Annotated in this window: 21 protein-coding genes and 1 tRNA gene; 9 read left to right on the top strand and 13 right to left on the bottom strand. The window is 63.9% G+C overall.

The features are described 5' to 3' along the window. Positions 1-3: 3 nt before the first annotated feature. From carB to gloB, 5 genes are all read right to left on the bottom strand, one after another. Entirely contained in the window at positions 4-3,258 is a 3,255-nt protein-coding gene (gene carB, locus CJU94_RS10625; protein ID WP_095418651.1) for a carbamoyl-phosphate synthase large subunit, read from the bottom strand. 186 nt (positions 3,259-3,444) lie between these two features. Continuing rightward, on the bottom strand, positions 3,445-4,599 hold the full coding sequence (gene carA / locus CJU94_RS10620; RefSeq protein ID WP_095418650.1) for a glutamine-hydrolyzing carbamoyl-phosphate synthase small subunit: 1,155 nt from the start codon (positions 4,597-4,599) through the stop codon (positions 3,445-3,447). Positions 4,600-5,046: 447 nt separating this feature from the next. After that, complete coding sequence (locus tag CJU94_RS10615; RefSeq protein ID WP_095418649.1) at positions 5,047-6,288, bottom strand: MFS transporter; 1,242 nt, start codon at positions 6,286-6,288, stop codon at positions 5,047-5,049. A 211-nt stretch (positions 6,289-6,499) separates the two neighbouring features. Beyond that, entirely contained in the window at positions 6,500-8,194 is a 1,695-nt protein-coding gene (locus tag CJU94_RS10610; RefSeq protein WP_095418648.1) for a transglycosylase SLT domain-containing protein, read from the bottom strand. Positions 8,195-8,350: 156 nt separating this feature from the next. Further along, a complete protein-coding gene (gene gloB, locus CJU94_RS10605; protein ID WP_095418647.1) occupies positions 8,351-9,142 on the bottom strand; it encodes a hydroxyacylglutathione hydrolase in 792 nt (263 codons plus the stop codon). Positions 9,143-9,161: 19 nt separating this feature from the next. On the opposite strand from gloB, the gene CJU94_RS10600 reads away from it, so the two are divergent. The 5 genes from CJU94_RS10600 (at position 9,162) to CJU94_RS10580 (ending at position 13,861) form a co-directional block, all read left to right on the top strand. Further along, a complete protein-coding gene (locus CJU94_RS10600; RefSeq protein ID WP_095418646.1) occupies positions 9,162-10,028 on the top strand; it encodes a class I SAM-dependent methyltransferase in 867 nt (288 codons plus the stop codon). After that, a complete protein-coding gene (rnhA, locus tag CJU94_RS10595) occupies positions 10,025-10,471 on the top strand; it encodes a ribonuclease HI (protein ID WP_095418645.1) in 447 nt (148 codons plus the stop codon). The genes CJU94_RS10600 and rnhA overlap by 4 nt, the downstream gene beginning before the upstream one ends. Positions 10,472-10,552: 81 nt before the next feature. Then, a complete protein-coding gene (gene dnaQ, locus CJU94_RS10590; protein ID WP_095418644.1) occupies positions 10,553-11,287 on the top strand; it encodes a DNA polymerase III subunit epsilon in 735 nt (244 codons plus the stop codon). Positions 11,288-11,336: 49 nt separating this feature from the next. Continuing rightward, positions 11,337-11,411: transfer RNA gene (locus CJU94_RS10585), tRNA-Val, on the top strand. Positions 11,412-11,983: 572 nt separating this feature from the next. Further along, the gene (locus tag CJU94_RS10580; RefSeq protein WP_095418643.1) at positions 11,984-13,861 is read left to right on the top strand and encodes an ABC transporter ATP-binding protein; all 1,878 of its coding nucleotides are present in this window, start codon (positions 11,984-11,986) and stop codon (positions 13,859-13,861) included. Positions 13,862-14,013: 152 nt separating this feature from the next. Here CJU94_RS10580 and CJU94_RS10575 read toward each other — a convergent pair whose 3' ends face one another. The 3 genes from CJU94_RS10575 to CJU94_RS10565 all read right to left on the bottom strand — a co-directional run bounded on the left by CJU94_RS10575 (position 14,014) and on the right by CJU94_RS10565 (position 16,801). Continuing rightward, complete coding sequence (locus tag CJU94_RS10575; protein WP_095418642.1) at positions 14,014-14,475, bottom strand: DUF2214 family protein; 462 nt, start codon at positions 14,473-14,475, stop codon at positions 14,014-14,016. 151 nt (positions 14,476-14,626) lie between these two features. Further along, the gene (locus tag CJU94_RS10570) at positions 14,627-15,481 is read right to left on the bottom strand and encodes a hypothetical protein (RefSeq protein ID WP_095418641.1); all 855 of its coding nucleotides are present in this window, start codon (positions 15,479-15,481) and stop codon (positions 14,627-14,629) included. A gap of 255 nt (positions 15,482-15,736) precedes the next feature. Continuing rightward, entirely contained in the window at positions 15,737-16,801 is a 1,065-nt protein-coding gene (locus tag CJU94_RS10565) for a glycosyltransferase family 4 protein (protein WP_095418640.1), read from the bottom strand. A gap of 656 nt (positions 16,802-17,457) precedes the next feature. Here CJU94_RS10565 and CJU94_RS10560 point away from each other — a divergent pair. Next, positions 17,458-19,329 carry an ABC transporter ATP-binding protein gene (locus CJU94_RS10560; RefSeq protein ID WP_208645305.1) on the top strand — a complete coding sequence of 624 codons (1,872 nt, stop codon included), beginning with the start codon at positions 17,458-17,460 and terminating at the stop codon, positions 19,327-19,329. Positions 19,330-19,458: 129 nt separating this feature from the next. Here the strand turns inward: CJU94_RS10560 and otsA are convergent, their stop codons facing one another. Both otsA and otsB read right to left on the bottom strand, forming a co-directional pair. Further along, positions 19,459-20,919, bottom strand: coding sequence for an alpha,alpha-trehalose-phosphate synthase (UDP-forming) (gene otsA / locus CJU94_RS10555; protein ID WP_095418639.1), 1,461 nt, complete (start codon positions 20,917-20,919; stop codon positions 19,459-19,461). A gap of 55 nt (positions 20,920-20,974) precedes the next feature. Beyond that, the gene (gene otsB, locus CJU94_RS10550; protein ID WP_095418638.1) at positions 20,975-21,724 is read right to left on the bottom strand and encodes a trehalose-phosphatase; all 750 of its coding nucleotides are present in this window, start codon (positions 21,722-21,724) and stop codon (positions 20,975-20,977) included. Between the two features lie 384 nt (positions 21,725-22,108). Here otsB and CJU94_RS10545 point away from each other — a divergent pair, with 384 nt between their 5' ends. Genes CJU94_RS10545 through CJU94_RS10535 form a run of 3 tightly spaced genes read left to right on the top strand, consistent with a single transcriptional unit; the run spans position 22,109 to position 24,142 of the window. Continuing rightward, positions 22,109-22,768 (top strand): SCO family protein, encoded by a 660-nt coding sequence (locus tag CJU94_RS10545; protein WP_425272142.1) that lies wholly within the window; start codon positions 22,109-22,111, stop codon positions 22,766-22,768. Between the two features lie 18 nt (positions 22,769-22,786). After that, complete coding sequence (locus CJU94_RS10540; protein WP_095418637.1) at positions 22,787-23,248, top strand: copper chaperone PCu(A)C; 462 nt, start codon at positions 22,787-22,789, stop codon at positions 23,246-23,248. Between the two features lie 9 nt (positions 23,249-23,257). Further along, positions 23,258-24,142 carry a cytochrome c oxidase assembly protein gene (locus tag CJU94_RS10535; RefSeq protein ID WP_095418636.1) on the top strand — a complete coding sequence of 295 codons (885 nt, stop codon included), beginning with the start codon at positions 23,258-23,260 and terminating at the stop codon, positions 24,140-24,142. 77 nt (positions 24,143-24,219) lie between these two features. Here CJU94_RS10535 and CJU94_RS10530 read toward each other — a convergent pair whose 3' ends face one another. From CJU94_RS10530 to CJU94_RS10520, 3 genes are all read right to left on the bottom strand, one after another. Then, positions 24,220-24,714 (bottom strand): GNAT family N-acetyltransferase, encoded by a 495-nt coding sequence (locus CJU94_RS10530; RefSeq protein ID WP_095418635.1) that lies wholly within the window; start codon positions 24,712-24,714, stop codon positions 24,220-24,222. Between the two features lie 90 nt (positions 24,715-24,804). Next, positions 24,805-25,785 (bottom strand): sensor domain-containing diguanylate cyclase, encoded by a 981-nt coding sequence (locus tag CJU94_RS10525; RefSeq protein WP_095418634.1) that lies wholly within the window; start codon positions 25,783-25,785, stop codon positions 24,805-24,807. 203 nt (positions 25,786-25,988) lie between these two features. After that, on the bottom strand, positions 25,989-26,747 hold the full coding sequence (locus CJU94_RS10520) for a TraB/GumN family protein (RefSeq protein WP_095418633.1): 759 nt from the start codon (positions 26,745-26,747) through the stop codon (positions 25,989-25,991). Positions 26,748-26,981 lie beyond the last annotated feature (234 nt).

Genomic DNA, 26,981 nt, shown 5'->3' with positions numbered 1-26,981 from the left:
GCCTTAGTTTAGGCGAGCATGGAGGCCTTGTAAATCATAGACTTCCAGGTCCTTCAAATAGCGCAAACCTTCCACGGCGGCACGCGCACCGGACATCGTCGTGTAGTACGTGACCTTGTTCGCCTGAGCGCTCATGCGAATCGAACGCGAGTCGGCGATCGCGGCGCGGGTTTCGTCGACCGTCGTGAAGACCAGCGCGATCTCGCCGTTCTTGATCATGTCGACGATGTGCGGACGGCCGTCCTTCACCTTGTTGACGACCTTGACCGGCACGCCGGCCGCTTCGATCGCGGCGGCCGTACCCTTGGTCGCGACAATCGGGTAACCGAGTTCGTGCAGCATGCGCGCGACTTCGACGGCCTTCGGCTTGTCGGCGTCCATCACGGTCAACAGCACCGTGCCCGACTCCGGCAAACGCGAACCCGCGGCGAGCTGCGATTTGAACAAAGCTTCGCCGAAGGTTTGACCCACGCCCATCACTTCGCCGGTTGAACGCATTTCCGGCCCGAGCACCGGATCGACTGCCGGGAACTTGACGAACGGGAACACCGCTTCCTTCACGCTGAAGTACGGCGGGTCGATTTCCTTCGTCACCCCCTGCTGCGCCAGCGTCTGACCGACCATGGCGCGCGCCGCGATCTTCGCGAGCGGCAGGCTGGTCGCCTTCGACACGTACGGCACCGTACGCGAGGCGCGCGGGTTCACTTCGAGCACGTAGATGATGTCCTGTTTCGAACCATCCGCCTGCGGCACCTGCTGGATCGCGAACTGCACGTTCATCAGGCCGACCACGTTCAGCGCTTTCGCCATCGCACCGGTCTGGCGCTTCAGTTCAGCCACGGTCTCCTTCGACAGCGAATACGGCGGCAGCGAACAGGCCGAGTCGCCCGAGTGCACGCCCGCCTGCTCGATGTGCTCCATCACGCCGCCGATGAACACGGCTTCACCGTCGGAGATGCAGTCCACGTCGCATTCGATCGCGTCGTTCAGGAAGCGGTCGAGCAGCACCGGCGAGTCGTTCGACACCTTCACGGCCTCGCGCATGTAGCGCTCCAGGTCGCGCGGCTCGTGGACGATTTCCATCGCGCGGCCGCCAAGCACGTACGACGGACGCACCACCAGCGGATAGCCGATTTCGTCGGCGAGCTTGAGCGCCTCGTCTTCGGCGCGCGCGGTGCGGTTCGGCGGCTGACGCAGACCGAGGTCCTGCAGCAGCTTCTGGAAACGCTCGCGGTCTTCGGCGGCGTCGATCATGTCCGGCGACGTGCCGATGATCGGCACACCGTTCGCTTCGAGATCGAGCGCGAGCTTCAGCGGCGTCTGACCGCCGTATTGCACGATCACGCCGACCGGCTTTTCCTTGTCGACGATTTCGAGCACGTCTTCGAGCGTCAGCGATTCGAAGTACAGACGATCGGACGTGTCGTAGTCGGTCGAAACGGTTTCAGGGTTGCAGTTGACCATGATCGTTTCGTAGCCGTCTTCGCGCATGGCGAGCGCGGCGTGCACGCAGCAGTAGTCGAACTCGATGCCCTGGCCGATCCGGTTCGGGCCGCCGCCCAGCACCATGATCTTCTTGTTGCTGGTCGGATTCGCTTCGCACTCTTCCTCGTAGGTCGAGTACATGTAGGCGGTTTTCGTGGCGAACTCGGCCGCGCAGGTGTCGACGCGCTTGTACACCGGGCGCACGTTCAGTTCGATCCGGCGTTGACGCACTTCCGCCGGCTTCGCGCCGAGCAGTTTGGCGAGACGCCGATCCGAGAAGCCGCTTTGCTTCAGGTACTTCAGTTCATCCTTCGAGAGGCTCGCGAGCGTGCGGCCTGCGAGCGCCTTTTCCTTCAGGATGATCTGTTCGATCTGTGCGAGGAACCACGGGTCGATCGAGGTTTCTTCGAAAATCTCTTCGGCCGTCATGCCGACACGGAACGCGTCGCCCACGTACCAGATGCGATCCGGACCGGCTTCGCCGATCTCGCGGATGATCTCGTCGCGGTTATCGGTCTTTTCGTCCAGACCGTCCACGCCGACTTCCAGACCGCGCAGCGCTTTCTGGAACGACTCCTGGAACGTGCGGCCAATGGCCATCACTTCGCCGACCGACTTCATCTGCGTGGTCAGGCGCGAATCGGCTTCGCGGAATTTTTCGAACGCGAAACGCGGAATCTTGGTGACGACGTAGTCGATCGTAGGTTCGAACGACGCCGGGGTCTGGCCGCCGGTGATTTCGTTCTTCAACTCATCCAGCGTGTAGCCGACGGCGAGCTTGGCCGCGACCTTCGCGATCGGAAAGCCCGTTGCCTTCGAAGCCAATGCCGACGAGCGCGACACACGCGGATTCATTTCGATCACGATCATCCGGCCGTCTTTCGGATTGATCGAGAACTGCACGTTCGAACCGCCGGTATCGACGCCGATCTCGCGCAGCACCGCGAGCGATGCGTTACGCAGGACCTGGTATTCCTTGTCAGTGAGCGTTTGCGCCGGCGCGACGGTGATCGAGTCGCCGGTGTGGATGCCCATCGGGTCCAGGTTTTCGATCGAGCAAACGATGATGCAGTTGTCCTTCTTGTCGCGGACCACTTCCATCTCGTACTCTTTCCAGCCCAGCAGTGACTCTTCGATCAGCAGCTCGCGCGTGGGCGACAGGTCGAGACCGCGCTTGCAGATCTCTTCGAATTCGTCGCGGTTGTACGCGATGCCGCCGCCCGAACCGCCCAGCGTGAACGACGGACGAATCACCACCGGATAACCGCCGCTGCCGGTTTGCGCGGCGATGTCGGCCTGCACCTGGAGCGCTTCTTCCATGGAGTGCGCGGTGCCCGATTTGGCCGAACCGAGGCCAATTTTCGTCATCGCGTCCTTGAACTTCTGGCGGTCTTCCGCCTTGTCGATCGCTTCCGGCGACGCGCCGATCAGCTCGACCTTGTACTTCTCCAGCACACCGTGCGCGTGCAGATCGAGCGCGCAGTTCAGCGCGGTCTGGCCGCCCATCGTCGGCAGGATCGCGTCCGGGCGCTCCTTCGCGATGATGCGCTCGACCACTTCCCACGTGATCGGCTCGATATAGGTCACGTCGGCCGTGTTCGGGTCGGTCATGATCGTCGCCGGATTGCTGTTGACGAGAATGACCTTGTAGCCTTCCTCACGCAGCGCCTTGCATGCCTGCGCGCCCGAGTAGTCGAACTCGCACGCCTGGCCGATGATGATCGGACCCGCGCCGATGATGAGGATGCTCTTGATGTCTGTCCGCTTGGGCATAACGCTCTCGCTAATGTATTCCTGAATTCTTTCCGTCGGCGCGCGCCGTTCCTACGTTGCGCGCGCTCTGCTCTGTCTGGTCCGGCTCGCCGCGTGTTCGTCGCGTGTTCGTCGCGTGTTCGTCGCGCGTTGGTCGATCACGCGCGGCGCGGCGTGAGCCGTGCACGACGAGGCTTTGGCGCCGCCTTATGCCGCAGCGGTCTTGCCGGCCTTCTTCGTGTCCATCAACGCCGTGAAGCGGTCGAACAGATAGGCGATGTCATGCGGGCCGGGCGACGCTTCCGGGTGACCCTGGAAGCAGAACGCCGGCTTGTCGGTCAGCGCGAAGCCCTGCAGCGTGCCGTCGAACAGCGAGACGTGCGTGGCGCGGGCGTTGGCGGGCAGCGTGTCGGCATCGACCGCGAAGCCGTGGTTCTGCGACGTGATCACCACGCGGCCGTCGTCCAGATCTTTCACCGGATGGTTCGCGCCGTGGTGGCCGGTCTTCATCTTCATGGTCTTGGCGCCGACCGCGAGGCCCATGATCTGATGGCCGAGGCAGATGCCGAAAGTCGGAATGCCGCGCTCGATCAGTTCCTTTGTGGCGCGGATCGCGTAGTCGCACGGTTCCGGATCGCCCGGGCCGTTCGACAGGAAGACGCCGTCCGGATTGAGCGCGAGCGCGTCAGCGGCGCTAGCTTGCGCCGGCAGCACGGTAACGTGGCAGCCGCGCTCGGCCAGCATGCGCAGGATGTTGTACTTGACGCCGTAGTCGAACGCCACGACGCGGTACTTCGGCGCATTCTGCGTGCCGTAGCCGCTGCCCAGACGCCATTCGGTCTGGGTCCACTCGTAGGATTCCTTCGTCGACACGACCTTCGCGAGGTCCATGCCCGAGAGGCCGGGGAATGAGCGTGCGAGTTCGATGGCGCGGGCTTCGTCGTCCGAACCGGCGAGAATCGCGCCGTTCTGCGCGCCCTTGTCGCGCAGAACGCGGGTCAGCATGCGGGTATCCAGACCGGCGATGGCGACCACGCCTTCGTCCTGCAGATATTGCTGGAGCGTGCGCTCCATGCGGAAGTTCGACGCGAGAACCGGCAGATCGCGAATGATCAGGCCGGCGGCATGGACTTTCGTCGCTTCGACGTCTTCGGCGTTCACGCCGACGTTGCCGATATGCGGATACGTGAGGGTCACGATCTGGCGCGCGTAGCTTGGGTCAGTCAGGATTTCCTGATAACCGGTGATAGCGGTGTTGAACACGACTTCGCCGATGGTATGCCCGGGGGCGCCGATCGAGTAACCACGAAAGACCGTGCCGTCGGCGAGCGCGAGCAGAGCGGGAGAAAATGACGGCAACACGGGAGACTCCTTGGGGAACACCCTGTTGCCGACCTGCCTATCCGACTGCGAGCCGCAGCGAAACGCATCTGGGATGCGCGCGCAGACTCGCTCGCGAACTGCCGTTGACGTTGCAAGGGGCGCGATGAGTCCATTGTGTGGACGAATCGGCTGGGAACCAGTCCTGGGGCCCTGCTTGCTACGCCAGTGGCGCGCGGCGGATGAACGGTATGGGAGAGGTAGGCGCTAGGGTGCGGGTTGATAAGCTCAAACCTTGAAATTATAGCTTGAAACTACCCTTCTCTCCAAATCCGAGATAGCGGCAACGCTTGGGGGAGCGCGCCCCCAACTCGCTCAAAGCCTTGCCAGGCTTGGCATCGGCGGCTCCCGCTGGCATTTTTGCCGGCCCGGAACGGGGCAGCGCCGGCAAAATCGCGCACGATCGGTGCAGCGGCGCGGCAGACCGGCTCAAGCGCCCTGTTCGGCGTGGGCTTCGGCCGGGCGCACCAACCGGCGGCCAGGCAATACGTACCAGACCGCGCTCAACACCTGCAGCACCACAAGAACGCCCCACACCGTCAGATGCGCGGTCGCCGGATAATGGCCGTCGGTCGCCGGCCAATACGACAGCATAGCGCCAACGCCGATCTGGAAGCCGAAAATCAGCAGGAAGATGATCAACGTCAGTGTGGTATTCACTCGGCCAATCATCTGCGCCGGGAAGTGCCGCGCCATGACCGCATAGCTGAGAATGCCGGCGCCGCCGAAGATGCCGTACGCCGCCCACAGGAGAGCCGCGGGCAGCGGCGCCTTGAACATGATCAACAACTGCGTCAGAACGTACAGCGCCATGCCGACGCCGCAAAACACATAAAGCGAGATGCCGCGCCGCTCGAGACCGCGCGCCGCCGCGCCGAACCCCACGCAACCGGCCATCATCGCGAAGCCGAGAATCGACACCAGCGCTGCCGCCTCGCGCGGCTCGAAGCCCTGCACGTCCCGCAGCCACGCACCGACCCAGAGCGACTGCATCGCATAGAAGACGCCTTGTGTGACCACCGGGAACGACGCGATCTTCCAGAACGCCGCGCTGCGCAGAATATGCAGCGTGCCTTTGAACTGCGCGCCGAGACTCGCCTGATGATGCGTTTCCTTTGTGTCGGGCGCGAGCGTCCACTGTGCCAAGGCAACCAGCACGGTGAGCAAACCGAGACCGACGCAAACCGAGCGCCAGCTGGCGAAGGTCAGCACCCACGTCAGCGGCGAGCCGACCATCACGCCGCCGAAGCCGCCGATCGCCATCACCAGTCCGTTCATCAGCGGCAGGCGCGCCGGCGCGAAGTGCTGCGCCAATGCCTTGAACGCGGCGCCAAGACAGACCGAGACGCCGACGCCGATCAGCAGGCGCCCGGCCATCATCGTGCCGACGCCGTGCGCTGCGCCGAACACCCAGATGCCGAGCGCGGCAACTAGCAGCGTGGCGGCCGTCACCCGCCGCGCGCCGAAGTGATCGAGCAGGACGCCGGCGGGAATCTGCGCCCCCGCGAAGCCGAGAAAATAGAGACTGGTGAGCAAGCCCAGATCCGCCGCCGACAGGCCGAGATCACGGGTAATGAAAGGTGCAAAGCCGAGATTGACGCCGCGAAACACGTAGGAAACGAAGTAGCCGGCGGAGAACAGCAAAAAGACTCGCAGTTGGGTCGACGACATGAGCTCTTGAATTATCCGGCTGGCCGAATCGGTTTGATCGAAGCACGAAAGATAAAGGAAAAGCGCCGGCTTGACCCGAAATGATCGGAGGAATGAAAAACGCCGTCACCACGGGTGACGGCGTTGGAAAAAGCACGGTGCGTGATCGAAGCGCAATTCATGCGCTGCCCCCGCAACGCATGTGGTCACTACCGTGTGAGCCGCTATTGGTCTACTTACCCTTCTTCGCGTTGGCCGCGGTCTTCGGGCGGCTCTCTGCCGCAGCCTTCGACGCCTTGCTGGACGTGGAAGCCGATACCTTGGTTATCTTGCCCTTATTGGCGCCAGATGCCGTCGGCTTGCTGACCTTCTCTACCGGCTCGGAGACCTTCACCACGGCTGACCGGCCACGACCCTTTTTCTTATCGTAGCGCGAATCGCTTCTCGTGTCCGCGACATGGGTGCCGATCTTCTCGACGCCGCCGCCCTGCACGTCGGTAGCGATGCGCTCAGGGCCCGGCTCGCTCGGCATGGCCTTGCCGACCGGCACGTGCAGCACGATTACCTGGCCACGCGAAACGCTGTCCCGATGCGTGCGATTCCATGACTTCAACTGACCGACCGACACGCCATAACGCACGGCGATGGCGGCCATGGTCTGATTGCGTCGCACGCGGATCAGCATCTTGCGGGTGTCGGGGACGTCGGGCTCCATGGCCAGCACGGCGCTTTCAGCCACGTCGGCGCTGATGTCTTCGTCGTCGTCCGAACCGCGCGGCACCACGATCGTGGAGCCGGGCTTCAGGCGCATGCCGACTGGAATCTTGTTCACTTCCATCAGCGTATCGGCATCCACGCCGATCTTTTGCGCGATCGCCGCCGGCGCCGCGCGCTCGGTGACCGTGTAGGTGGTCCACGACGAAAGCGCGCCGGAATAGGTCTTCAGATTGCGTTCGAACGCGCTGGCGTTGTCGAACGGCAACAGGATTTGCGGCTGCGTGGCGCCGAGAATGACCGGCTTCCTGAACGACGGATTCAGCGAGCGGAATTCGTCAGTGGACAGATTCGCGAGCTTCGCGGCCATGTCCACGTCGATATCGTGCGAGGTGGTCACCGTCACGAAATACGGGTGGTTCGGAATGGACGGCAACGTGAGCCCGTACATTTGCGGATTCGTCACGATGTTCTTCACCGCCTGCAGCTTGGGCACGTAATTGCGCGTCTCGTTCGGCATGCGCAGGCTCAAGTAGTCGGTGGGCAGGCCTGCCGCTTCGTTGCGCGCGATCGCGCGCTGCACGTTGCCCTCGCCCCAGTTGTACGCCGCGAGCGCCAACTGCCAGTCGCCGAACATGTCATGCAGACGCGACAGGTAGTCGAGCGCGGCGCTGGTCGAGGCCAGCACATCGCGGCGCTCGTCCTGCCACATGTTCTGCTTGAGGTTATAGGTGCGACCCGTGCCCGGCATGAACTGCCACATGCCGGCCGCCTTCGCCACCGACAAAGCCTGCGGGCTGTACGCCGACTCGATGAACGGCAGCAAGGCGAGCTCGGTCGGCATATGGCGCGCTTCGAGCTCTTCGACGATGTGGTACAGGTACTTCTGCGAGCGCTCGGTCATGCGCTGCACGTAATCGGGGCGTTGTGCATACCAGTTGACCTGCATGTCGACGAGGTCGGTTTGCAGATCCGGCATCTGGAAACCACGGCGAATACGGCCCCAGAGGTCGGCGTCTGCGCTCGTCAGTTGCGAGACGGAGCCCTGGTCGACGTTGATCGTCTCTTTGGCGGTGGCGCTTTTGCGAAGGGCGTCGGCGACGGCTTGCTGACTGGCGGGGTTGGTTGCGGTGGAAAGGCTGCTCGTCGTTGGTCCCTGGCTCGCGCAGGCGGCGAGCGTCAGGACCAGCAACGCACTAAAGATAAATCGCATGAACGTCTCGGCTTCCACAAGGGCTGGAATTTGCAGCCGATAGTACGAAACGGCAACGTTTACGTCAATCGGAAAATTGCGAAAAAATCAAGTAAATCTTAGGCTTGGCGAATTCTTCCGATTCTTCGCGTGAACAACTCCTTTCATTGGATCGGGTCAACGGAAGCGGTTTTTCCATTCACGCATCAGCGTAAAGGCTGTCAATCGATCGGGCACTTTTTCGTGCAACTGATCTTGCAGGCTCGCCTGCACCGCCGGCTGGCCGGCGCGCAAAAACGGATTCACCGCGCGTTCGTGGGCGATCGTGGTGGGCAGGGTCGGCACGCCGCGCGCGCGTAGCTCGCTCGCCTTGTCGCGCCAGGTTTGCAGTTCGGCGTTGCCCGGCTCACAGGCGAGCGCGAAGCGGATATTCGACAGCGTGTACTCGTGCGCGCAATGAACCTCGGTCTCGCCCGGCAGCGCGGCAAGCGCGTCGAGCGATGCGAGCATCTGCTTCGGCGTGCCTTCGAACAGCCGGCCGCAACCGCAGGCGAACAGCGTGTCGCCGCAAAACACGTGCGGCGTGCCGCCCGGGGCGGCCGCCTGAAAATAGGCGATGTGGCCGCTCGTGTGGCCCGGCACGTCGAGCACGCTCAATTCGAGCGCGGGGGCCGCAATCGACACGTGAGCGCCATTTTTCAGACGCTGCGTGAGGTGCTCGATCGCTTCACCGGCGGGGCCGTAGACGGGCACGGCCTGGCCATTCAGCAGATCGGCTACCCCGCCGACGTGGTCTTGATGATGGTGCGTGAGTAAAATAGCGCTCAGCCGCCAACCTCGTTTCGCCAGATAGGCTTGCACGGGGGCGGCCTCACCCGGATCGACGACCACTGCAGAATGTCCGTCGGAAACGACCCAGATGTAATTGTCATCAAACGCCGGGACCGGTACGTACTCGAGCGCATTCATAGGCGACGCATTCTCTGATATGACTGATCGAGCGATTATAGACTGGCCCGCCTGGACCGATTCGCCGCCCGGCCGCTACGTGCTCGAGTGGGAGCAGACCCAGCTCGACCGCGTGGTGTCGGACGTGTTCGGCTACCATGCGCTGCAACTCGGCCTGCCGCAGCTCGACGCGTTGCGCGAAAACCGCATGCCGTGCCGCGGGCTCGTGCTCGACGCCGCGAGCGGCGCGAGCGCGCCCTACGCTTTTCCGCGCGGCCCCGTCCATGCCGGCGGCAACGGTGCTCGCAACGGTTCTGGCCACGGCGGCGCACAAGGCGGACTGGTCGGTCTGCCGGCGCCGGCCGGGCGCAGTGCCGTGTGGTGCGACCTGCTGGACTTGCCGTTCGAAGCACAGAGCGTCGATCTGATCGTGATGCCGCACACGCTGGAATTCACGAGCGACCCACACCGTCTGCTGCGCGAAGCCGAGCGCGTGCTGATGCCCGAAGGCCAGTTGATCATTCTCGGCTTCAACTCGCTGTCGCTGTGGGGCGCGCGGCAATCGGTCGGCAAGATGACCGGCCGGCCTTTCGTCCCGGCGGCAGTCGACCTGATCGCTTTCACGCGCCTGAAAGACTGGATCAAACTGCTGGGCTTCGACCTTGAACGCGGGCGCTTCGGCTGCTATCGTCCGCCGCTCGGCAGCGAACAATGGCTGTCGCGCTACGGTTTCATGGAAGCCGCCGGCGACCGCTGGTGGCCGATTTTCGGCGCCACCTACATGATCAAGGCGATCAAGCGCGTGCGCGGCATGCGCCTCGTCGGCCCGCTGAAAGTGAAGAAACCCGTCCTTGCCGCGGGCCTCGCGCCCGCCGCCACACCGAATACACGCAACCACACTCAATGACTTCCGATCTCATCGATATTTATACCGACGGCGCCTGCAAGGGCAACCCGGGCCCCGGCGGCTGGGGCGCGTTGCTGCGCTTCGGCGACCAGGAAAAAGAACTGTTCGGCGGCGAAGCGAATACCACCAATAACCGCATGGAACTGATGGGCGTGATCGCCGCGCTCGAAGCACTGAAGCGCCCCTGCAAGGCGGTCGTGCACACCGACTCGCAATACGTGCAGAAAGGCATCAGCGAGTGGATTCACGGCTGGAAGAAGAAAGGCTGGATCACCGCAGCGAGGCAGCCGGTCAAGAACGCCGATCTCTGGAAGCGGCTCGATGCACTCGTTGCGCAACACGAGATCGAATGGCGCTGGGTGCGCGGGCACAATGGACACCCGGAAAATGAGCGCGCCGATCAGTTGGCCAATCGCGGCGTCGCGTCACTCGCGCAGCTTTGATTCCTGCTGTGACGGCCGCGCCGGCTTGCCGGCGCGCACCCTCTTCTTTCGCTGCAATTTTTTGAGGCAGGCTAATCCGACATGCGTCAACTCATCCTCGATACCGAAACCACCGGCCTGAATGCCCGCACCGGCGACCGGATTCTCGAACTCGGCTGTGTCGAGCTGGTGAACCGCCGGCTCACCGGCAACAACCTGCACTTCTACATCAACCCGGAACGCGACAGCGATCCGGGCGCTCTGGCCGTTCACGGTCTCACCACCGAATTCCTGAGCGACAAGCCGAAGTTCGGCGAGATCGCCGACCAGTTCCGCGACTTCATTCAGGGCGCGGACCTGATCATCCACAACGCACCCTTCGATATCGGTTTTCTGGACGTCGAGTTCGCCTTGCTGGGCTTGCCGCCGGTGAGTACCTACTGCGGGGAAATCATCGACACGCTGGCGCGCGCCAAACAGATGTTCCCCGGCAAGCGCAATTCACTCGACGCGCTGTGCGATCGCTTCGGCATCAGCAACGCGCACCGCACGCTGCACGGCGCGCTGCTCGACTCGGAACTGCTCGCCGAAGTCTACCTGGCGATGACGCGCGGCCAGGAAAGCCTCGTCATCGACATGCTCGGGGACTCGCACGCCGGCGGCGATGCGCGCACGCCGCGTGTCGCGCTCGATTCGCTGGATCTGGTCGTGATCGCCGCCAGCGACGACGAACTCGCGGCACACCAGGCGGTGCTCGACGGCCTCGACAAGGCGATCAAGGGCACGAGCGTGTGGCGGCTCGAACCGGCGCCGGCCGCGGATGAGCAAACCGCTTAAAAAAATACTGGACGAGCTCGAAAATCCCTGACATAATTCGGCTCTCTTCGGGTGGTTAGCTCAGCGGTAGAGCACTGCCTTCACACGGCAGGGGTCACTGGTTCGATCCCAGTACTACCCACCAGAATTTTGGTGTGTCGATCACCGGAGACTAAAGGGCTTACGCAGCAATGCGTAAGCCCTTTTTCATTTGCTGTCGCGCCGTTTTCACGCGCCAAAAACCGTACGGAATGCCAGGTAGCTTCGGGAGTGCACTGAAACGGCCGGACACTCGCCTCGTCCCCTTCGAGTCGCATCACTCAAAACGATAGGGTCGCCACGAACCGCCGGCCTCATCGCGCTTTGACGTCAATAACGAATCTTCGTACGTTTGCGGCTGCCAAATACTGCTGATATAGTTGGCACTCGGGCATTCGCCCCGTCCTTTTCCTTCACTTCATTCGACCATCGGGAGGCGCCACATGTTTGCAATGCGTATCGCCGCCCCTGGCACGGTCTCGCGAGCGTTGTCGCGACCTTAAGTCGTTCCGGTCGCCCATTCGCCGCTCACGCGGTTCCGCCTGAAAAGGCAATCCGCGCAATTCCCAGACAGTCCGCAGTTCCCTCGCCGACACACACCGGCGCGTTTTGACTGTCTCGTCCTTTCGCTTCTGACTGGAAACCCCGGTGCGCCCACGCGTCACGGGGTCGTGGCAAATGACCAGAAAAAAACTCGATTTTCGCGGACAAGCCTTCAAGGACGTCCTCGGCTTCACCTTCCATCATTGGGCGCAACAGCCCTGGCGCATCCTCGTTATTACGGCGCTGGTGCTGCTCTCCGCGTTGGCCGACGTGCTCACGCCGATGTTCGCCGGACACCTCGTCGACGCCATCGCGTCCGGCGCGGCCAGCAACGCCGTCGCCTGCCGAGCGGCGCTCACCGCCTTCTGCGTGCTGGGCGCGCTCGGCCTCGGCGCCACACTGCTGCGGCAAGGCGTGTACTTCAACATCATCCGGCTCACGCTCAAGATGATGAGTGAGATCGCCGCGAACGCGTTTCATCGCGTGCAACGCTTTTCGACCGACTGGCATGCCAACAGCTTCGCAGGCTCGACGGTGCGCAAGATCACGCGCGGTATGTGGGCGCTCGACCTGCTCAACGACACGCTGCTGATCGCGCTGTTGCCGTCGCTCGTCATGCTGGTCGGCGCCACGCTCCTGCTGGGCTGGCGCTGGCCGATGATGGGCGCGGTCGTCGGCATCGGCTCGGTGCTGTATATCGCGGTGACCGTGGCCATGTCGCTCGGCTTCGTGGCGCCGGCCGCGCGCCTTGCGAACGCGTGGGATACGCGCATGGGCGGCGCGCTTGCCGACGCGGTCAGTTGCAACGGCGTGGTCAAGGCGTTCGGCGCGGAAGATCGGGAAGAAGTCCTGCTCGCGCGCGTGATCGGCAAGTGGCGGCACCGCACGCGCCGCACGTGGATGCGCGGCACGATCAACGGCGGCGTCCAGGGCGGCATGCTGGTGGCAATCCAGGCCGCGATTCTCGGCGCGGCCCTGTTGTTGTGGGCGCGCGGCGAGGCGAGCGTCGGCGACATCACGTTCGCGCTGACCATGTTCTTCATGCTGCAAGGCTATCTGCGCGACGTGGGCATGCACATCCGCAACCTGCAACGCTCGGTCAACGACATGGAGGAACTGGTATCTCTGGAAAGCCAACCGCTCGGTATCGAGGACCGGCCCGGCGCAGGTCCGATCGCGATCGGCCAGGGCGAGATCCGTTTCGAGCACGTCACCTTCCATTACGGGAGCAGCGGCCAGCCGCTCTACGACAATTTCTCCGTGCGCATTGCGCCGGGCGAGCGCGTCGGGCTCGTCGGGCATTCGGGTTCGGGGAAGACCACGTTCATCAAGCTGATCCAGCGGCTCTACGACATTTCGGAAGGCCGGATCACAATCGACGGTCAGGATATCGCCAAGGTCCGGCAGGCGTCGTTGCGCAGTCAGATCGCGATCGTGCAGCAGGAGCCGGTGCTGTTTCACCGCTCGCTCGCCGAGAACATCGCGTATGCGCGGCCCGGCGCGAGCCGCGCCGAGATCGAGCGCGCCGCCAGGCTGGCGAGCGCGCACGACTTCATCGCCGCGCTGCCCAAGGGCTACGACACGCTGGTCGGTGAACGCGGGGTCAAGCTGTCGGGGGGTGAACGTCAGCGCGTCGCCATCGCGCGGGCGTTTCTCGCCGACGCGCCGATCCTGATTCTGGACGAGGCCACGTCGAGTCTCGACAGCGAAAGCGAAGTGCTGATCCAGCAAGCCATGGAGCGGCTGATGATGGGCCGCACCACGCTGGTGGTGGCACACCGCCTTTCCACCGTGCGTGCGCTGGACCGGTTGCTGGTGCTGGATAAAGGCAAGGTGATCGAGGAAGGCAGCCACGACGCGCTGATCAAACTCGAGAAAGGCCTCTACCGGCGGCTGTTCGAGCGTCAGGCACTGGAATTGATCAAAGGTCTGGGTGAACCGGAACTCGCGAATCAGGCCTCGCGGCCGAGCGTGAACCGGACGGACGATTCCAGCTTGCTGGTCGGAAAGTGAACGACGCCCGGCGTGCTCGACGTCAGCCAGAAACCGCCGGTATGCGCCGGCGGTCTTCTGGCGGCGTTTCGCCGCTGATGGTTCTTCCGGGCGCTCGATGACGACGTGGGCGCCGCTCTTCGCGCGCCCGCCATTCGCCCCTGGGCCGCAAGCTACACGCCCGCAGGCAAGCCCACGCCACGCGCCATCCCGGTGGCCGCAAACACCATCAGCACCAACAAGATCGTCTGGATCACGCTCAAGCGCGCGTAGGAGCGCGCCTTGTGCAGATCGGGCGCGGCGCCTTTCCTGACCGCTGCGCGCCAACGCATCAGCGCGAGCATCGACGGCACTTCGAGGATGAGAATGGCGACGAAGAGCGTCATCTTGACGTGAAAGAGCGGCTCGTGGAGATAGTAGTCGGCGCCCTTCTCGAAGCCCCCGAAGGCGCGCATCAACCCGGAGACGACCAGCACCAATGCCGAGATGCCCCAGCGGGTATCCGCGCGGAAAGCGGATCGCAGCGCGGCCGGCACCGTGGCGCGGCGTAGCGCCCACGTGCGCCGCAAAATCGACGCGAGTGCAAAGCCATAAGCAAGCAGATGGATGGCGGCAAGCAACCAGCGAACCAGCATGGCGACTCCTGCAAAGGACGCAATACGATCGTTGTATGTCTTACTCGCCCGCGCTGAAGCGCCGGGCGTCACGACTTCATTATCGACTACGGCTCGATTTACAACGCCTGCTTCGGCCACGGGGTGTGGCCAACTGCACAAACAGCCGGACTCAGACCTGCCGCAAGGATGTGTCAAGCGCACGGGCCGCGACCCGATCGCGTTCCGTCGTGAGCGCGGTACGGAACACGGTTTGCCGGTTGTGCCCCGCCGCGGCCGGCGAATCCCACAGTAACTCGATTTTCGGACGGCGGCCGAAGGCGCCGCGTGCCAGCGACGGCGCGGCTGCCACCGCAAGCGATGCGCCGGAGCCGTTCGGCTCGCCCACGGCGCCGAACGCCACGGCCGGAGTGGGCGTGGGCGTCGGTCGCGCCGCTTGGCCGGCGGCCCAGCGCACGGACAATTCGCGCGCGTCGTACTGCCCCACCTTGCGGCGCTCCGCCCACACGATGACCGTCCGCGTGACCGGATCGAGCGAGACCGCATAGCGGCCGATCGCAAAGCGGCGCGCGGCGATATTGGTACGCCACAGCGCGCGCGGCCGGCAGATCCACAACACGGCTGCGTACAGCGCCGGCGCGGCCAGCAACCAGCCATTGGACGCCGCCACCGCGTTGGCGGCGCGGCGCCAGCCGGCGCTCGCCGCGAACGCACCGACCGACCAGACCGCGAACAGGAAACCGAGAAAAGCGAACAGACGCAACGCTTGCCGCAGCCATTGCGGCAGCGGATGAAACGGACGCTCGGCCACGGCCCGCGCGCCCGGCAGGAAGATCAGAAGGAACAGGAAGACGAGGTTGATGCAGGCCCACGGCGAGGACACCATAGCCAGCATCGATGCGCCCGCATCCATCTGCGCCATCGAAAAAAGCCAGCGAGCAAGGAGCACGAGACCGATGGCGCGCAACGCGAAAATCGTTCCGGCGCCGGGCGCCGCGTTCGCACGCGTCTCTTTCGTTCTCGCCAAGGCATCCTCCTGTCGTCGGCGGCGCCGCGGCCAAATTCGCGGCACGGCCATTATAGGGATATTACGGAGAGTGGCTCATTCTTACCGGCGCAAACCCCTCACTTTCGTCGGTTCATTGTAAAAAACGCGGCGCGCTTGCAACAACGCCCCGTGGGCCGGTGGCGCACGGGGCGTTGCTGGCGGCTGGCGAAGCGCCGCGAGGCGCTTGTTCGACCGTTTCGACTCTTTTATCGGTCGTGCATCAGCCGGTGTCGATTAGCCTGCGTTGACTTCGCGCAGCACGGTGCGATGCTTCTGACGCAGCAGTTCTTCATACGTGGCGACGTAGTTCCGCGCCATGACCTTCGACGAGAAGCGCGATTCGAACGCCTTGCGCACGTTGGCGCGCGGCAGCGTGTGCAGACGCTTCAATGCGGCGACCGCGCTGATTTCGTCTTCGACGACGAAGCCCGACACGCCGTTTTCGATCACTTCCGGCACCGAACCGCGGTTGAACGCGATCACCGGCGTACCGCACGCCATCGCTTCGATCATGACCAGACCGAAGGGCTCCGGCCAGTCGATCGGGAACACCAGTGCATGCGCGTTGCCGAGGAACTCACGCTTTTCGGCTTCGCCGATTTCGCCGATGTACTCGACGTGCGGGAGCGCCATCAGCGGCTTGATCACTTCTTCGTAATAGGCACGGTCGGCCTTGTCGATCTTGGCGGCGACCTTGAGCTTCATGCCTGCCTGGCCGGCGATACGGATCGCGCGGTCGAGGCCCTTCTCCGGCGAGACGCGGCCGAGGAAAGCGAGGTAGCCCGGCTCGACGTTCGGAATCGGCGTGAGCACGTTTTCCGGCAGGCCGTGATAGACGGTTTGCAGCCAGTTCGCCTGTTGCAGCGGAATACGCTGGTTGTCCGAAATCGACACCACCGGCACGTCGCTGAACGTGTTGAAGATCGGCTGCAGTTCCGGCAGGTCGAGACGGCCGTGCAGCGTGGTCAGGAACGGCACCGGCTGGCGGGCGAACAACGAGAACGGGTAGTAGTCGATGTGGAAATGCAGCACGTCGAACTCGTCCGCGCGGCGGCGCACTTCTTCGAGCAGCAGCATGTGCGGCGCCATCACGTCGCGGATGGTCGGGTCGAGGCGCAGCGCCTGCGGCCAGAACGCTTCGAGTTTCGCCGAGGTTTGCGAATCGCCGCTCGCAAAGAGCGTGACGTCGTGGCCCTGTTCAACCAAAGCTTCGGTCAGATAGGACACCACGCGTTCCGTACCACCATACAGCTTGGGAGGAACCGCCTCGTGCAACGGAGCGATTTGAGCGATTCGCATAATGAAGAACTCCTCGTAAAAAATCAGGCAAAGGTACTGCGTTTGGTAAAAGCGACTCGCTTGCTCGCCAGGGCAGTCTGGCCGGATATGCCGGCGCGGGCCTGATTCTTTCGAGAAATCCTGCGATGGATCGCTTGGGTAGTGAGCCCAGACCCGTGATCAGCGTCTGCGCATGTGCCGGTAAACGCACACATGACACCTACGTTGACAAACTGTCAGAAATTTCGGCGGGCCTACAGAGCATGCATTATCGATGCCGGGAGTCTCGCTGCACCACAACATTTCAAAGTCTTTACGTTGTTACAAAGGGGAAACACTTTGCAAACCCTTGTTTTATAAGACAGTTCTACAGTGTCGACTGGCTCGCAGCGCAGCATTGCCGAGGCACCGCCGGCAGCACCTGCGTCAAGTTTGCCGGCATCCGTTGAAGAAATGCCGCATCGCCGTTGAATGCAATTTGTAATTATATCCAGAAAAGAATCCGCGGACTGCGTTAACGTGACCCGCTGGCGGGTCGAGCAATAGCAGGCCGCGGACGTCCATCGCGAGATCAATCGCGCCAAGGCCCGATAACACAGGGCGCAATCGCTTTTGCATGTTTACAATGCGAAGCATCGGCTTCACGGCCGCCGTCTTTCACGTGGCCCGCGCTTTGCATGCACAACCCCGAACCCATCGACCTTCACGATCAATTGGAACATTTAACCGTCGCCCAGCGTAATGCCCAGGACGCAAAGCTCGCGAGCTATGCGCACCGGCCGCTCGCGTTTCTTTTCCGCTTCATTCGCCGCCATCCGCTCGCGCATGCGATCGTGCTGTGCAGCGTGTTCGCGGCCGTCGGCTGTGCGCTCGCTTCTCAATATGCGATCAAGCATCTGATCGACGTGCTCGGCGAAGGGCGGCACCATCCCGGTCCGCTGTGGGGTGCGTTCGCCATCCTCGTCGGCCTGATCGCCGCCGACAACCTGCTGTGGCGCGTCGGCGGCTGGGTCGCCGCGCATACGTTCGTCGCCGTGACGGGCGACCTGCGGCGCGACCTGTTCCAGTATTTGAGCGGGCATTCGCCCACCTATTACTCCGAGAAACAGCCAGGCATGCTCGCGAGCCGGATCACGGCCACCTCGAACGCGGTCTACACGGCGGAGAACACCACCGCGTGGAACGTGCTGCCGCCCTGCATCGCCGTGCTCGGCGCGATCGTCATGATCACCGCGGTGAATCCGCTGATGGCCGGCGGCCTGATGCTGTGCTCGGCAATCCTGTCGGTCGTGTTGTACAAACTGGCGGGCCGCGGCTCTGCGCGCCATCACCATTTCGCCACCAAGGCGGCCTCGGTGGACGGCGAGCTGGTCGACGTGATCAGCAACATGGGCCTCGTGCGCGCTTTCGGCATGACGTTGCGCGAGCAGCAGCGGTTCGGCGCCACGGTCAAGGCCGAGATGGACGCGCGCCAGCAAAGCCTGCTGTATCTGGAAAAGCTGCGCCTGCTGCATGCCGTGATCACCGCGCTGCTGTCGGCGGGCTTGCTGGGCTGGGCGTTGTGGCTGTGGGATCAAGGCCGGGCGACCTCGGGCGACATCGTGCTCGTCAGCTCGCTCGGCTTCACGATCCTGCACGGCACGCGCGATCTGGCCGTGGCGCTCGTGGATGTCACGCAGCACGTGGCGCGTCTCGCGGAGGCCGTGCGCACGCTGCTCGAGCCGCACGGCATGCCCGACCGCAACGACGCCACCGAGCTCGTGCCGCAAGGCGGCCGCATCGATTTCGAAAGCGTGACGTTCGCCTATCCGCGCCGCCGACCGATTCTCGACCACTTCGACCTGCATATCCAACCCGGCCAGCGCGTCGGCCTGATCGGCAAGTCGGGCGCGGGCAAATCCACGGTGCTGGCGCTGTTGCAGCGTTTCTATGAAACCCAGGGCGGCGCGATCAAGGTCGACGGCCAGGACATCGCCACGGTCACCCAGGAGAGCTTGCGGCACGCGATTGCGCTGGTGCCGCAGGACATCTCGCTGTTCCATCGCACGGTGTACGAGAACATTGCCTATGGGCGCCCGGAAGCGACCCGAGAAGAAGTGCTCGCGGCCGCGCGCGAGGCCCGTTGCGCGGACTTTATCGAGGCTATGCCGGAAGGCTACGACACGATCGTCGGCGATCGCGGCGTGAAGTTGTCGGGCGGCCAGCGTCAACGCATCGCGATTGCACGCGCGATCCTGAAGAACGCGCCGATCCTGCTGCTCGACGAAGCGACTTCGGCGCTCGACAGTTCGTCGGAAGAAGCGATTCAGAAGGCGCTCGACCGGTTGATGGTCGGCCGCACCGTGGTCGCGATCGCGCACCGCCTGTCCACGCTGAACAACTTCGACAGGATCATCGTGATGAGCGCCGGCAAGGTCATCGACGACGGCAGCCCGGACGAGTTGCGCCAGCGCCCGGGCCTGTATCGCGATCTGCTGAGCAAGCAGTATGGCAAGGGCACGACGCTGCACATCGGCGGCAAGAAGGTCGACGAGCAGCACGTGGTCTGAGCCCGCGCACGGCGCACCCAGCGCCGCTGCTTCGTCGCCGATGCGCCCCTCGTCAAATGAAAATGAAAAAGCCGCTCTTCGAGCGGCTTTTCTGCTTTTCCCCCCCGACACCAGCGGCGCCGAACGCGCCTACCCGGCCTGAGTGTCGCGTACGGCCTTTTTCCCCGGCGCGGCGCGCGCCTTCCCGCTTCGGGTGCTCTTTGCACCAGCGACCCCCTGCAAATCGCGCATGAAGTTATCGCGCCACACCGACACATTGTTCTCGCGCAACTGCACCATCATGTCGCGATGACGTGCCTGGCGCTCCACGAGCGGCATGTCGAGCGCCCTCGCGAGCGCTTCCGCCATGCCGTCGATGTCGACCGGATTGACGATCAGCGCGCCGTCCAGTTCCTGCGCGGCGCCGGCAAAGCGCGACAGCACGAGCACGCCCGGATTCTCCGGGTCCTGCGCCGATACGTACTCCTTGGCGACGAGGTTCATGCCGTCGCGCAACGGCGTGACATAACCGACGTGCGCGGTGCGAAACAGCGCGGCCAGCACCGAGCGCTCGTATTGCTTGTGGATGTAGAGAATCGGCGTCCAGTCGAGTTCGGCGAAGCGTCCGTTGATGCGCCCCGATTCCCCTTCCAGCTGCAAGCGGATGTCCTGGTACGCGTGCATGTCGGCGCGCGTCGGCGGCGCGATCTGCAGGAACGACACCTTGTTGCGCTGCGCGGTCGTATGTTCGAGCAGACGCTCGAAGGCGCGAAAACGCTCGACCAGTCCCTTCGAATAATCGAGCCGGTCCACGCTCATGATCAGCTTGCGCGAATGCAGCGTCGCTTTCATCGTGCGCACCGGCTTGCCGCGCTCGCCCGCTTTCGCGAGTTCGGCGATCTCGTCCGGATAGACGCCGATCGGATAGGCCGCCGCGCGCAGCGTGCGGCCGAACGCGTGGATCGTCAGCGGGCCGCTTGCCGAAGCGTCCACCGTGCCGTTCGCCTCGTTGACGATGTAGTCGCAGAACGCGCGCAGATCCGGCGCCGTCTGGAAGCCGAGCAGATCGAACGAACACAGCGCTTCAACGAGTTCGCGATGCGGCGGCACCGCCAGCAGCACCTGCGAAGCCGGAAACGGAATATGCAGAAAAAAACCGATGCGATTCTTCACGCCCGCCGCACGCAGAGCCTGCGCGAACGGAATCAGGTGATAGTCGTGAACCCAGATCACATCGTCTTCGCGCAGCAGCGGCACGAGTTGTTGCGCGAGCCACGCATTGACGCGGCAGTAGCCCTCGAAGTCGTGCCGGTCGTATTGCAGCAGGTCGGCGCGATAGTGGAAGGCCGGCCACAGCGTGGCGTTGGAAAAACCTCGGTAGTACTGGTCGTAATCGCGGCGCATCAGCGCGATGGTCGCGAAGGTCACGGGGCCGCGCTCCTCGACCTTGATCTGCGGCTGGCCCGAACTGAGCACGTCGCCGCTCCAGCCGAACCACATGCCGCCGGTTTCCTTCAGCGCGTCGTACACGCCGACCGCCAGACCGCCCGCCGCCGGGCCGCCCTCCGAGATCGGCGCAACCCGGTTCGATACGATGATCAGTCGGCTCATGAAGCGCGTGTCCCGATGCAGTACGTGGTTTGTTTTGAGCGATGCGGCATGGCCATCACGCGGAACGCGCCGCCGCGACGACCGACGCCAGCCAGTCGAGCAGCGCCGGGACCGAGTCGATGCGCGTGCGCGCCATCGTCTCGCCCGGGCCGACCTTGATCGACACCCCGCCGCGTTCGTTGACGACGGCAAAGCCTTTCTCGTCGGTCAGATCGTCGCCGGCAAAGACCGGCTGGCGGCCGACGAAGGGCGGCTCGTCGAGGAACGCGCGCAACGCGCGGCCCTTGTCGACATCTTTGGGTTTGATTTCGTAGACCATCTTGCCCGGCTGCAACACATAGGAGCCGGCGTAATCGGCGACCAGCCGCCCGGTCGCCTCGCGCGCCACCGGCTCGCGATCGGGCGCGTTCCGGTAATGCAGCGCCACGGCCGCGCCCTTGATCTCGAGCAGCATGCCGGGGTTTTCGTTGACCACCTGCGCGAGCACCTGCTCCATGCGCAGGAGCCGCTCGTCATGAAAGCCGATGCGCTGCGTGTCGCCGTTCGCGTCGCGCCGCTCGGCGCCGTGCAGACCCGCAATCGGCAGATCGGGCATGCCGAGAAAAGCGTCGATGCTGTCGATACCGCGGCCCGACACGACCGCGACGGCGCCGTTGGTCAGGCGGCGCAACTCGCTCAGCAAGTCGATCACGCGGGGTCCCACCAGCACGCCGTCCGGCGTGGGAGCGAGTTCGACGAGCGTGCCGTCGAAATCGAAGAAAAATGCCGTCTCACCTGGAGACAGAACAGCCGGAAGTGCTTGCATCGGTTAGTTTTGCCTTTCAGCCTTGGGCGGCCGGAAAAGTGTGCGCATCTTACCGCGCATCCGTCAATTTTTCGAGAAAGTAAGCCTGGACACAAGCCCAGCCGGACGCGGCGCATGGTCACCGCCGGCGATTGCATTCAAAACGACAACAATCCGGCTTCATGCAGCTTTCAGCCGCCTGCGTCAAATTGCCCCGCAAAACGCGCACCCGCGGGCGGTGCGCGACGTCGTCGCCGATTTTGCGATACAGTCGCAGCCACGCAGATCATTGCCGTTACGACCATATTTGCACACTATGACGGCCCGCGCCGTTGCGCGCGAATCGAGCAGCGCCGCTCATGGGCGCATTGGCGCCGCAATTCAATCGAGTCACTGAACCCTGCTTTGTTCCCGATCTTCTCATTCCGCCACCCGCACACGCACCTCACCTCCTCACACGGGCTGCGCCGCGCGCGGCTGCTTGCGCTGACGATCGTGCTGGGCGCACTCACGGCGCTGGCCGGCTGCACGCATCGCCAGGAAACGTGGCAGTTGACCAATGTGACCGGCCATCTGCCGGATCTCGATTTCACGCTGACCGGCGACGATGGCCGCGCCGTCAAAGGTGACGCGTTCAAGGGCCGCACTTCGCTCGTTTATTTCGGCTATACGCATTGCCCGGATGTCTGCCCCGAAACGATGGGCCGGTTGATGCAGGTGCTCGGCAAGCTCGGCCCCGACGCCCAGAAGGTGCGTATTCTGTTCATCACCGTCGATCCGGCGCGCGACACGGCGCAAGCCTTGCGCGAGTACGTGGGCGCTTTCGACTCGCAACACGCCGAAGGGCTGACCGGCACCGACTGGCAGATCGAGTCGCTCGCCAAGCGTTACCGCGTCACCTACCAGATGGAAAAACGCGACCCGAGCGGCAACTACGAAGTCACCCATAGTTCCGCCGTCTATGTGTTCGACAGCCAGGGCCACGCGCGCCTTTTGGCCACCGACCACGACACGCCCGATGCGATCGCACGAGACCTGCGCCGTATCATTGAAGACCGTTCCTGACCTTTCCCGAGTTCATTCATGTCGATCAAGATCAAGACGTTTGCCGCACTGAGTTGCGCCCTCGCCCTCTCGTTTGGTGTTGCATCAACCGCACAAGCCGCCGGTGCCAACGCGGTCAGCGCGAAAAACGCGTGGGTCCGCTGGCTGCCGAACAACCTGCCCGCCGCCGGCTATGTGACGCTGGTCAACGCGAGCGACAAGCCGGTCGACCTCGTCGACATCTCCAGCAACGACTACGGTGACGCGATGCTGCATCAGACCGTGTCGAACGGCTCGTCGCAGAAGATGGTGATGGTGGACAAGCTGACGGTGCCCGCGCACGGTCAGGTCGCCATCGCGCCCGGCGGCTACCACGTGATGCTCGAAGATGCGAAGCACAAGATCGCGCCGGGCGACACCGTGCATCTCACGCTCAAGTTCTCCGACGGCGAAACGCTCGACACGCCGTTCGCCGTCAAGTCGCCGGCGCAGACGAAGTAGCCTGCCGCGATGAATCTGCTCTACTGGCTCGATCCCTGGGAGTTTTCGCCGACCGTCGTGATCGCCTTGCTGGTGCCGGCGATCCTCTTCGTGCGCGGTGCACGCAAGGCAAAGGTGTCGGTTGCCCGGCGCATCTCCTTCTGGTTCGGGCTGGTGGCGCTCTATGTCGCATTGCATACACGGCTCGACTACTTCTTCGAACACGAGTTCTTCATGCATCGCGCGCAGCATCTGGTGCTGCATCACCTCGGGCCGTTCTTCATCGCGCTGTCGTATCCGGGCGCCGCGTTGCGCGCGGGTATTCCGTTCAGCTGGCGGCAGCGCTTCGTGCGGCCGGCGCTCGAGACGCCGGTCGTGCGCCGGCTGCTCGACGTGGTGATGCATCCGGTCGTCGCGGTGACCTTGTTCGTCGGACTGATCTACTTCTGGTTGATGTCGCCCGTTCATTTCGTCGCGATGCTCGACTGGCGGCTCTATCGCGTGATGAACTGGAGCATGGTGATCGACGGCCTGCTGTTCTGGTGGCTCGTGCTCGATCCGCGCCCGGCGCCGCCGGCCCGTCTGTCGCCGGGCAAACGCGTGCTGGTGGTGATCGCCGCGATTCCGCCGCAGATCATTCTCGGCGCGTTCATCTTCTTCACGCCGCACGAGTTGTATCCGATCTACTCGATCTGCGGCCGTGCGTTCACGTGGTTGAGCCCGATGCGCGATCAGCAGATCGGCGGACTGTTGCTGTGGATTCCCGGTTCGATGATGAGCGTGATCGGCGCGCTAGTGGCCTTGCGCCACTGGATGCGTCTGTCGGCCCGCGGACGCCTGCGTGGCGAACGGCGCGTGAAGCCGGCGCACGCGATGGCGAGCACTGCTTCGGCCACTGCGGGCAAGCGCGGCTGACGCTCTGTGGCTTGCAACGATCGCAACGATTGCGGCGCACTCCACGCCTATGCCTCGCCCGGCGTTGTTGCGCCGCTTCAGGCCGAACGCATCCAGATATGCGGGATGCCGTCTTCTTCGTGCACTTCCGACACCGGCGCGAAACCGAACGCACCGTAGAAGCCTTGCAGATGCGCCTGCGCATGCAACCGGATCGGCGTATCGGGCCACTGCGCGCGAATGTGCGCGAGCGACCGTTCGAGCATGGCGTTGCCCAGACCGATACCGCGAAATGGCGCGGTCGTGAGCACACGGCCGATGCGAATATCCGTGTCGTCCGCATCAGGCAGCAGCACGCGCAGATAACCCGCGAGCGGCGGCCGTTTCTCACCGGCACCGTAGGCCAGCAGATGCCAGGCGTCCACATCGAGCCCGTCGATATCGCCGTATACGCAGTTCTGCTCGACGACGAACACCGCGCTGCGCGCCCCCAGCATTGTGTAGACCTCGAGGCTCGTCAGGTCGTTGAAGGATTTCCAGCGCCAATCGAGTTGCGCCAGCCGCGTGGCGGCGTTGTGCTGCGGTTCGGTCATGACAACGTTCTATAGAAAAGAGACACACCGCACGCATGGCGGTGAGGCGAGATTATGCCGCACGTGACGTGCTTCGCCACCGTGCCGCGCCTAGTTCCGATGCACGGAGCGCGCCTTCGACGCCTGCTTGTGGCTGTACATCGCGGCGTCGGCGGCCGCCAGCAGTTCGGCAACCGATCCGTGTCGGGCAGGATCGTATTGAATCTGCCCGACGCTATAGCGGATGTCATAGCCACGCCGTGCTTCGGCATTGCGCGCGTCCAGCATCTGCGTGAGACGGTGCGTCACTTCCTCGGTGGCGCCGCAGTCCGAATCGGAGAGCAGCACGACGAACTCGTCGCCGCCGAGCCGCCCGATCACATCGCTTTCACGCAGCGCGGTGCGCAGCACGTCGGCGAAGCGCTTCAGCGCGTGATCGCCTTCGGCGTGGCCGAACGTGTCGTTGATCTGCTTGAAATCGTTCAGATCGAAGAACAGCAGCGACGCCGGTTTTTGCATCCGCTTGCACACGTTCAGCGCATGTTGCGCGAGTGCCTCGAAACCGCGCCGGTTCGACAGAAGCGTCAGATCGTCGAGCGTGGCCAATTGCACCGCCGCCAATTCCTGCTCGGCCATGCGCGCCAGATCGCGCAGCAATTCGCGCTCTTCTTCGTCGAGGCCATGCGGCTTGGTGTCGATCAGACAGAGCGTGCCGAGCTTGCTGCCGTTGGGCACCGTCAGCGGACAGCCGGCGTAGAAACGGATATTCGGGTTGTCCGTGACGAGCGGATTGTCGTAAAACCGCTCGTCCGCAAAGGTGTCGGGCACCATCATGATTTCGTCGCCGAGGATCGCGTGCGCGCAGAACGACACGTCACGCGAGGTCTCGCTCGCTGTCAAACCGACGCACGACTTGAACCACTGGCGCTCGGCGTCGACGAGGCTAACGAGCGCGATGGGCACCCCGAAGAGCCGCCTGGCGAGCCGCGTCAGGCGGTCGAAACGCTCTTCCGGCGAGGTATCGAGAATATGCAGCGCACGCAGGGTGTCGAGACGGGCGCTTTCGTTACTGGGTGTCGGCGGACCATGCATGTTGGTATTCCCCAAGGCGACCGGTGCGGCCGAGGCGGTTGGCGGTTAGTTTATAGCGACATGCCTTGTGTTGGGGCAAGACCAGCGCGAGAGAGTTCCCCCGGCTTGCATGCGTGCGGCATCGGCATGCGAACCGATGCGCGCGGCATCGTGCCGAGACGCCGATGCGGCAATGGGGTGACGGCGGGTTGACGACGGGTCGGCTACAGGTCGACAGAGACCGGCTCGACGGGCCGCGCAAGACAGTCGATCAGGTTGCGAGGCCCGCACAAATGCAGCGCGCCGACGACCACCAACGTGCGCTCCGTCCGCGGGAGCAACTCCACGAGGCGTGCCGCCCATGCGCGATTGCGCGCATCGAGAATCGCATGCCGGATGCCTGGCAGATTGAACATCGGCGACTCGGTGGCAATGCGGTGCACTGTCGGCAGATCGCCCTCCAGCCAGGCCGCATGCATGCGCTCGAGCGTGCGCTGCGGTTCGTCGAGATCGGCCATCAGGAGATCGAGCGCCGCGCCGACCGCATCGAGCGGAATCGATTCGAGCGCCGCGGCCACCTCCTGCGCGGTCTCGAGATACCGGTAGGGTTTGGCCTGCGTGACCGCCGAGCGCAGCATGCGCGGCTCGACACCCTCCACCACCTGCTGGAACAGCGTCGGCGCGACGATCAACGCGGCCCACGGACGCAGATCGGCGAGCGGCGCCAGCGGACCTTCAACGGGCCACGCCGCGTGAAGCCGCTGCCATGCGTCGGCGGACAACAAAGGTTGCAGTCGAGCGACGCCGTCTTGCCCGGCGGCCTTCAGAAACGGAAGGATGGTCGGCGGGTCGGACTCGAAGACGAGCGCTTCGGCCCAGTCATATGCTTCGGCAATCCATGGCGGGGTTCGGCGGCTCGCAGCGGGAAAGAGATGCATCGAGCCGAGCAGGCGAACGTGGGTGCCGGTGAGTTGTAGGTACATGCAGCCTCGGTGTGGACAAGCAATCATGCAAAGAAGCCCGCGCGCCGTTCAATCGATCAAGCGTGGAATCAAGCGCGGAATCAAGCGCGGCGCCGCTCCCCAACCCGTTCGCACGGTGAATGCGACGGATAGCAGAAAGGCGTTCTGCCAGAGGTGAAGGTCAACGCGGATCGGTTGATTCGATCGGTTGATGCAGCGCGAACCATGAATTGTGCGCCACATCGGCGACGATAC

It is taken from the genome of Paraburkholderia aromaticivorans, assembly GCF_002278075.1.
GTDB classification, from domain to species: Bacteria; Pseudomonadota; Gammaproteobacteria; order Burkholderiales; family Burkholderiaceae; genus Paraburkholderia; species Paraburkholderia aromaticivorans.
Note: the sequence above shows the minus strand (reverse complement) of the source record. Positions and strands in the feature narration are given on the sequence as shown.

Bases quoted from the DNA above. Each gene is read 5' to 3' on its own strand.
- otsB (WP_095418638.1), bottom strand. From the start codon at position 21,724: ATGCAAGCACTTCCGGCTGTTCTGTCTCCAGGTGAGACGGCATTTTTC.
- CJU94_RS10530 (WP_095418635.1), bottom strand. From the start codon at position 24,714: ATGACCGAACCGCAGCACAACGCCGCCACGCGGCTGGCGCAACTCGAT.
- CJU94_RS10600 (WP_095418646.1), top strand. From the start codon at position 9,162: ATGACTGATCGAGCGATTATAGACTGGCCCGCCTGGACCGATTCGCCG.
- CJU94_RS10610 (WP_095418648.1), bottom strand. From the start codon at position 8,194: ATGCGATTTATCTTTAGTGCGTTGCTGGTCCTGACGCTCGCCGCCTGC.
- rnhA (WP_095418645.1), top strand. From the start codon at position 10,025: ATGACTTCCGATCTCATCGATATTTATACCGACGGCGCCTGCAAGGGC.
- CJU94_RS10615 (WP_095418649.1), bottom strand. From the start codon at position 6,288: ATGTCGTCGACCCAACTGCGAGTCTTTTTGCTGTTCTCCGCCGGCTAC.
- carB (WP_095418651.1), bottom strand. From the start codon at position 3,258: ATGCCCAAGCGGACAGACATCAAGAGCATCCTCATCATCGGCGCGGGT.
- CJU94_RS10565 (WP_095418640.1), bottom strand. From the start codon at position 16,801: ATGCGAATCGCTCAAATCGCTCCGTTGCACGAGGCGGTTCCTCCCAAG.
- CJU94_RS10540 (WP_095418637.1), top strand. From the start codon at position 22,787: ATGTCGATCAAGATCAAGACGTTTGCCGCACTGAGTTGCGCCCTCGCC.
- CJU94_RS10520 (WP_095418633.1), bottom strand. From the start codon at position 26,747: ATGTACCTACAACTCACCGGCACCCACGTTCGCCTGCTCGGCTCGATG.
- CJU94_RS10525 (WP_095418634.1), bottom strand. From the start codon at position 25,785: ATGCATGGTCCGCCGACACCCAGTAACGAAAGCGCCCGTCTCGACACC.
- CJU94_RS10535 (WP_095418636.1), top strand. From the start codon at position 23,258: ATGAATCTGCTCTACTGGCTCGATCCCTGGGAGTTTTCGCCGACCGTC.
- CJU94_RS10580 (WP_095418643.1), top strand. From the start codon at position 11,984: ATGACCAGAAAAAAACTCGATTTTCGCGGACAAGCCTTCAAGGACGTC.
- CJU94_RS10560 (WP_208645305.1), top strand. From the start codon at position 17,458: ATGCACAACCCCGAACCCATCGACCTTCACGATCAATTGGAACATTTA.
- CJU94_RS10575 (WP_095418642.1), bottom strand. From the start codon at position 14,475: ATGCTGGTTCGCTGGTTGCTTGCCGCCATCCATCTGCTTGCTTATGGC.
- gloB (WP_095418647.1), bottom strand. From the start codon at position 9,142: ATGAATGCGCTCGAGTACGTACCGGTCCCGGCGTTTGATGACAATTAC.
- dnaQ (WP_095418644.1), top strand. From the start codon at position 10,553: ATGCGTCAACTCATCCTCGATACCGAAACCACCGGCCTGAATGCCCGC.
- otsA (WP_095418639.1), bottom strand. From the start codon at position 20,919: ATGAGCCGACTGATCATCGTATCGAACCGGGTTGCGCCGATCTCGGAG.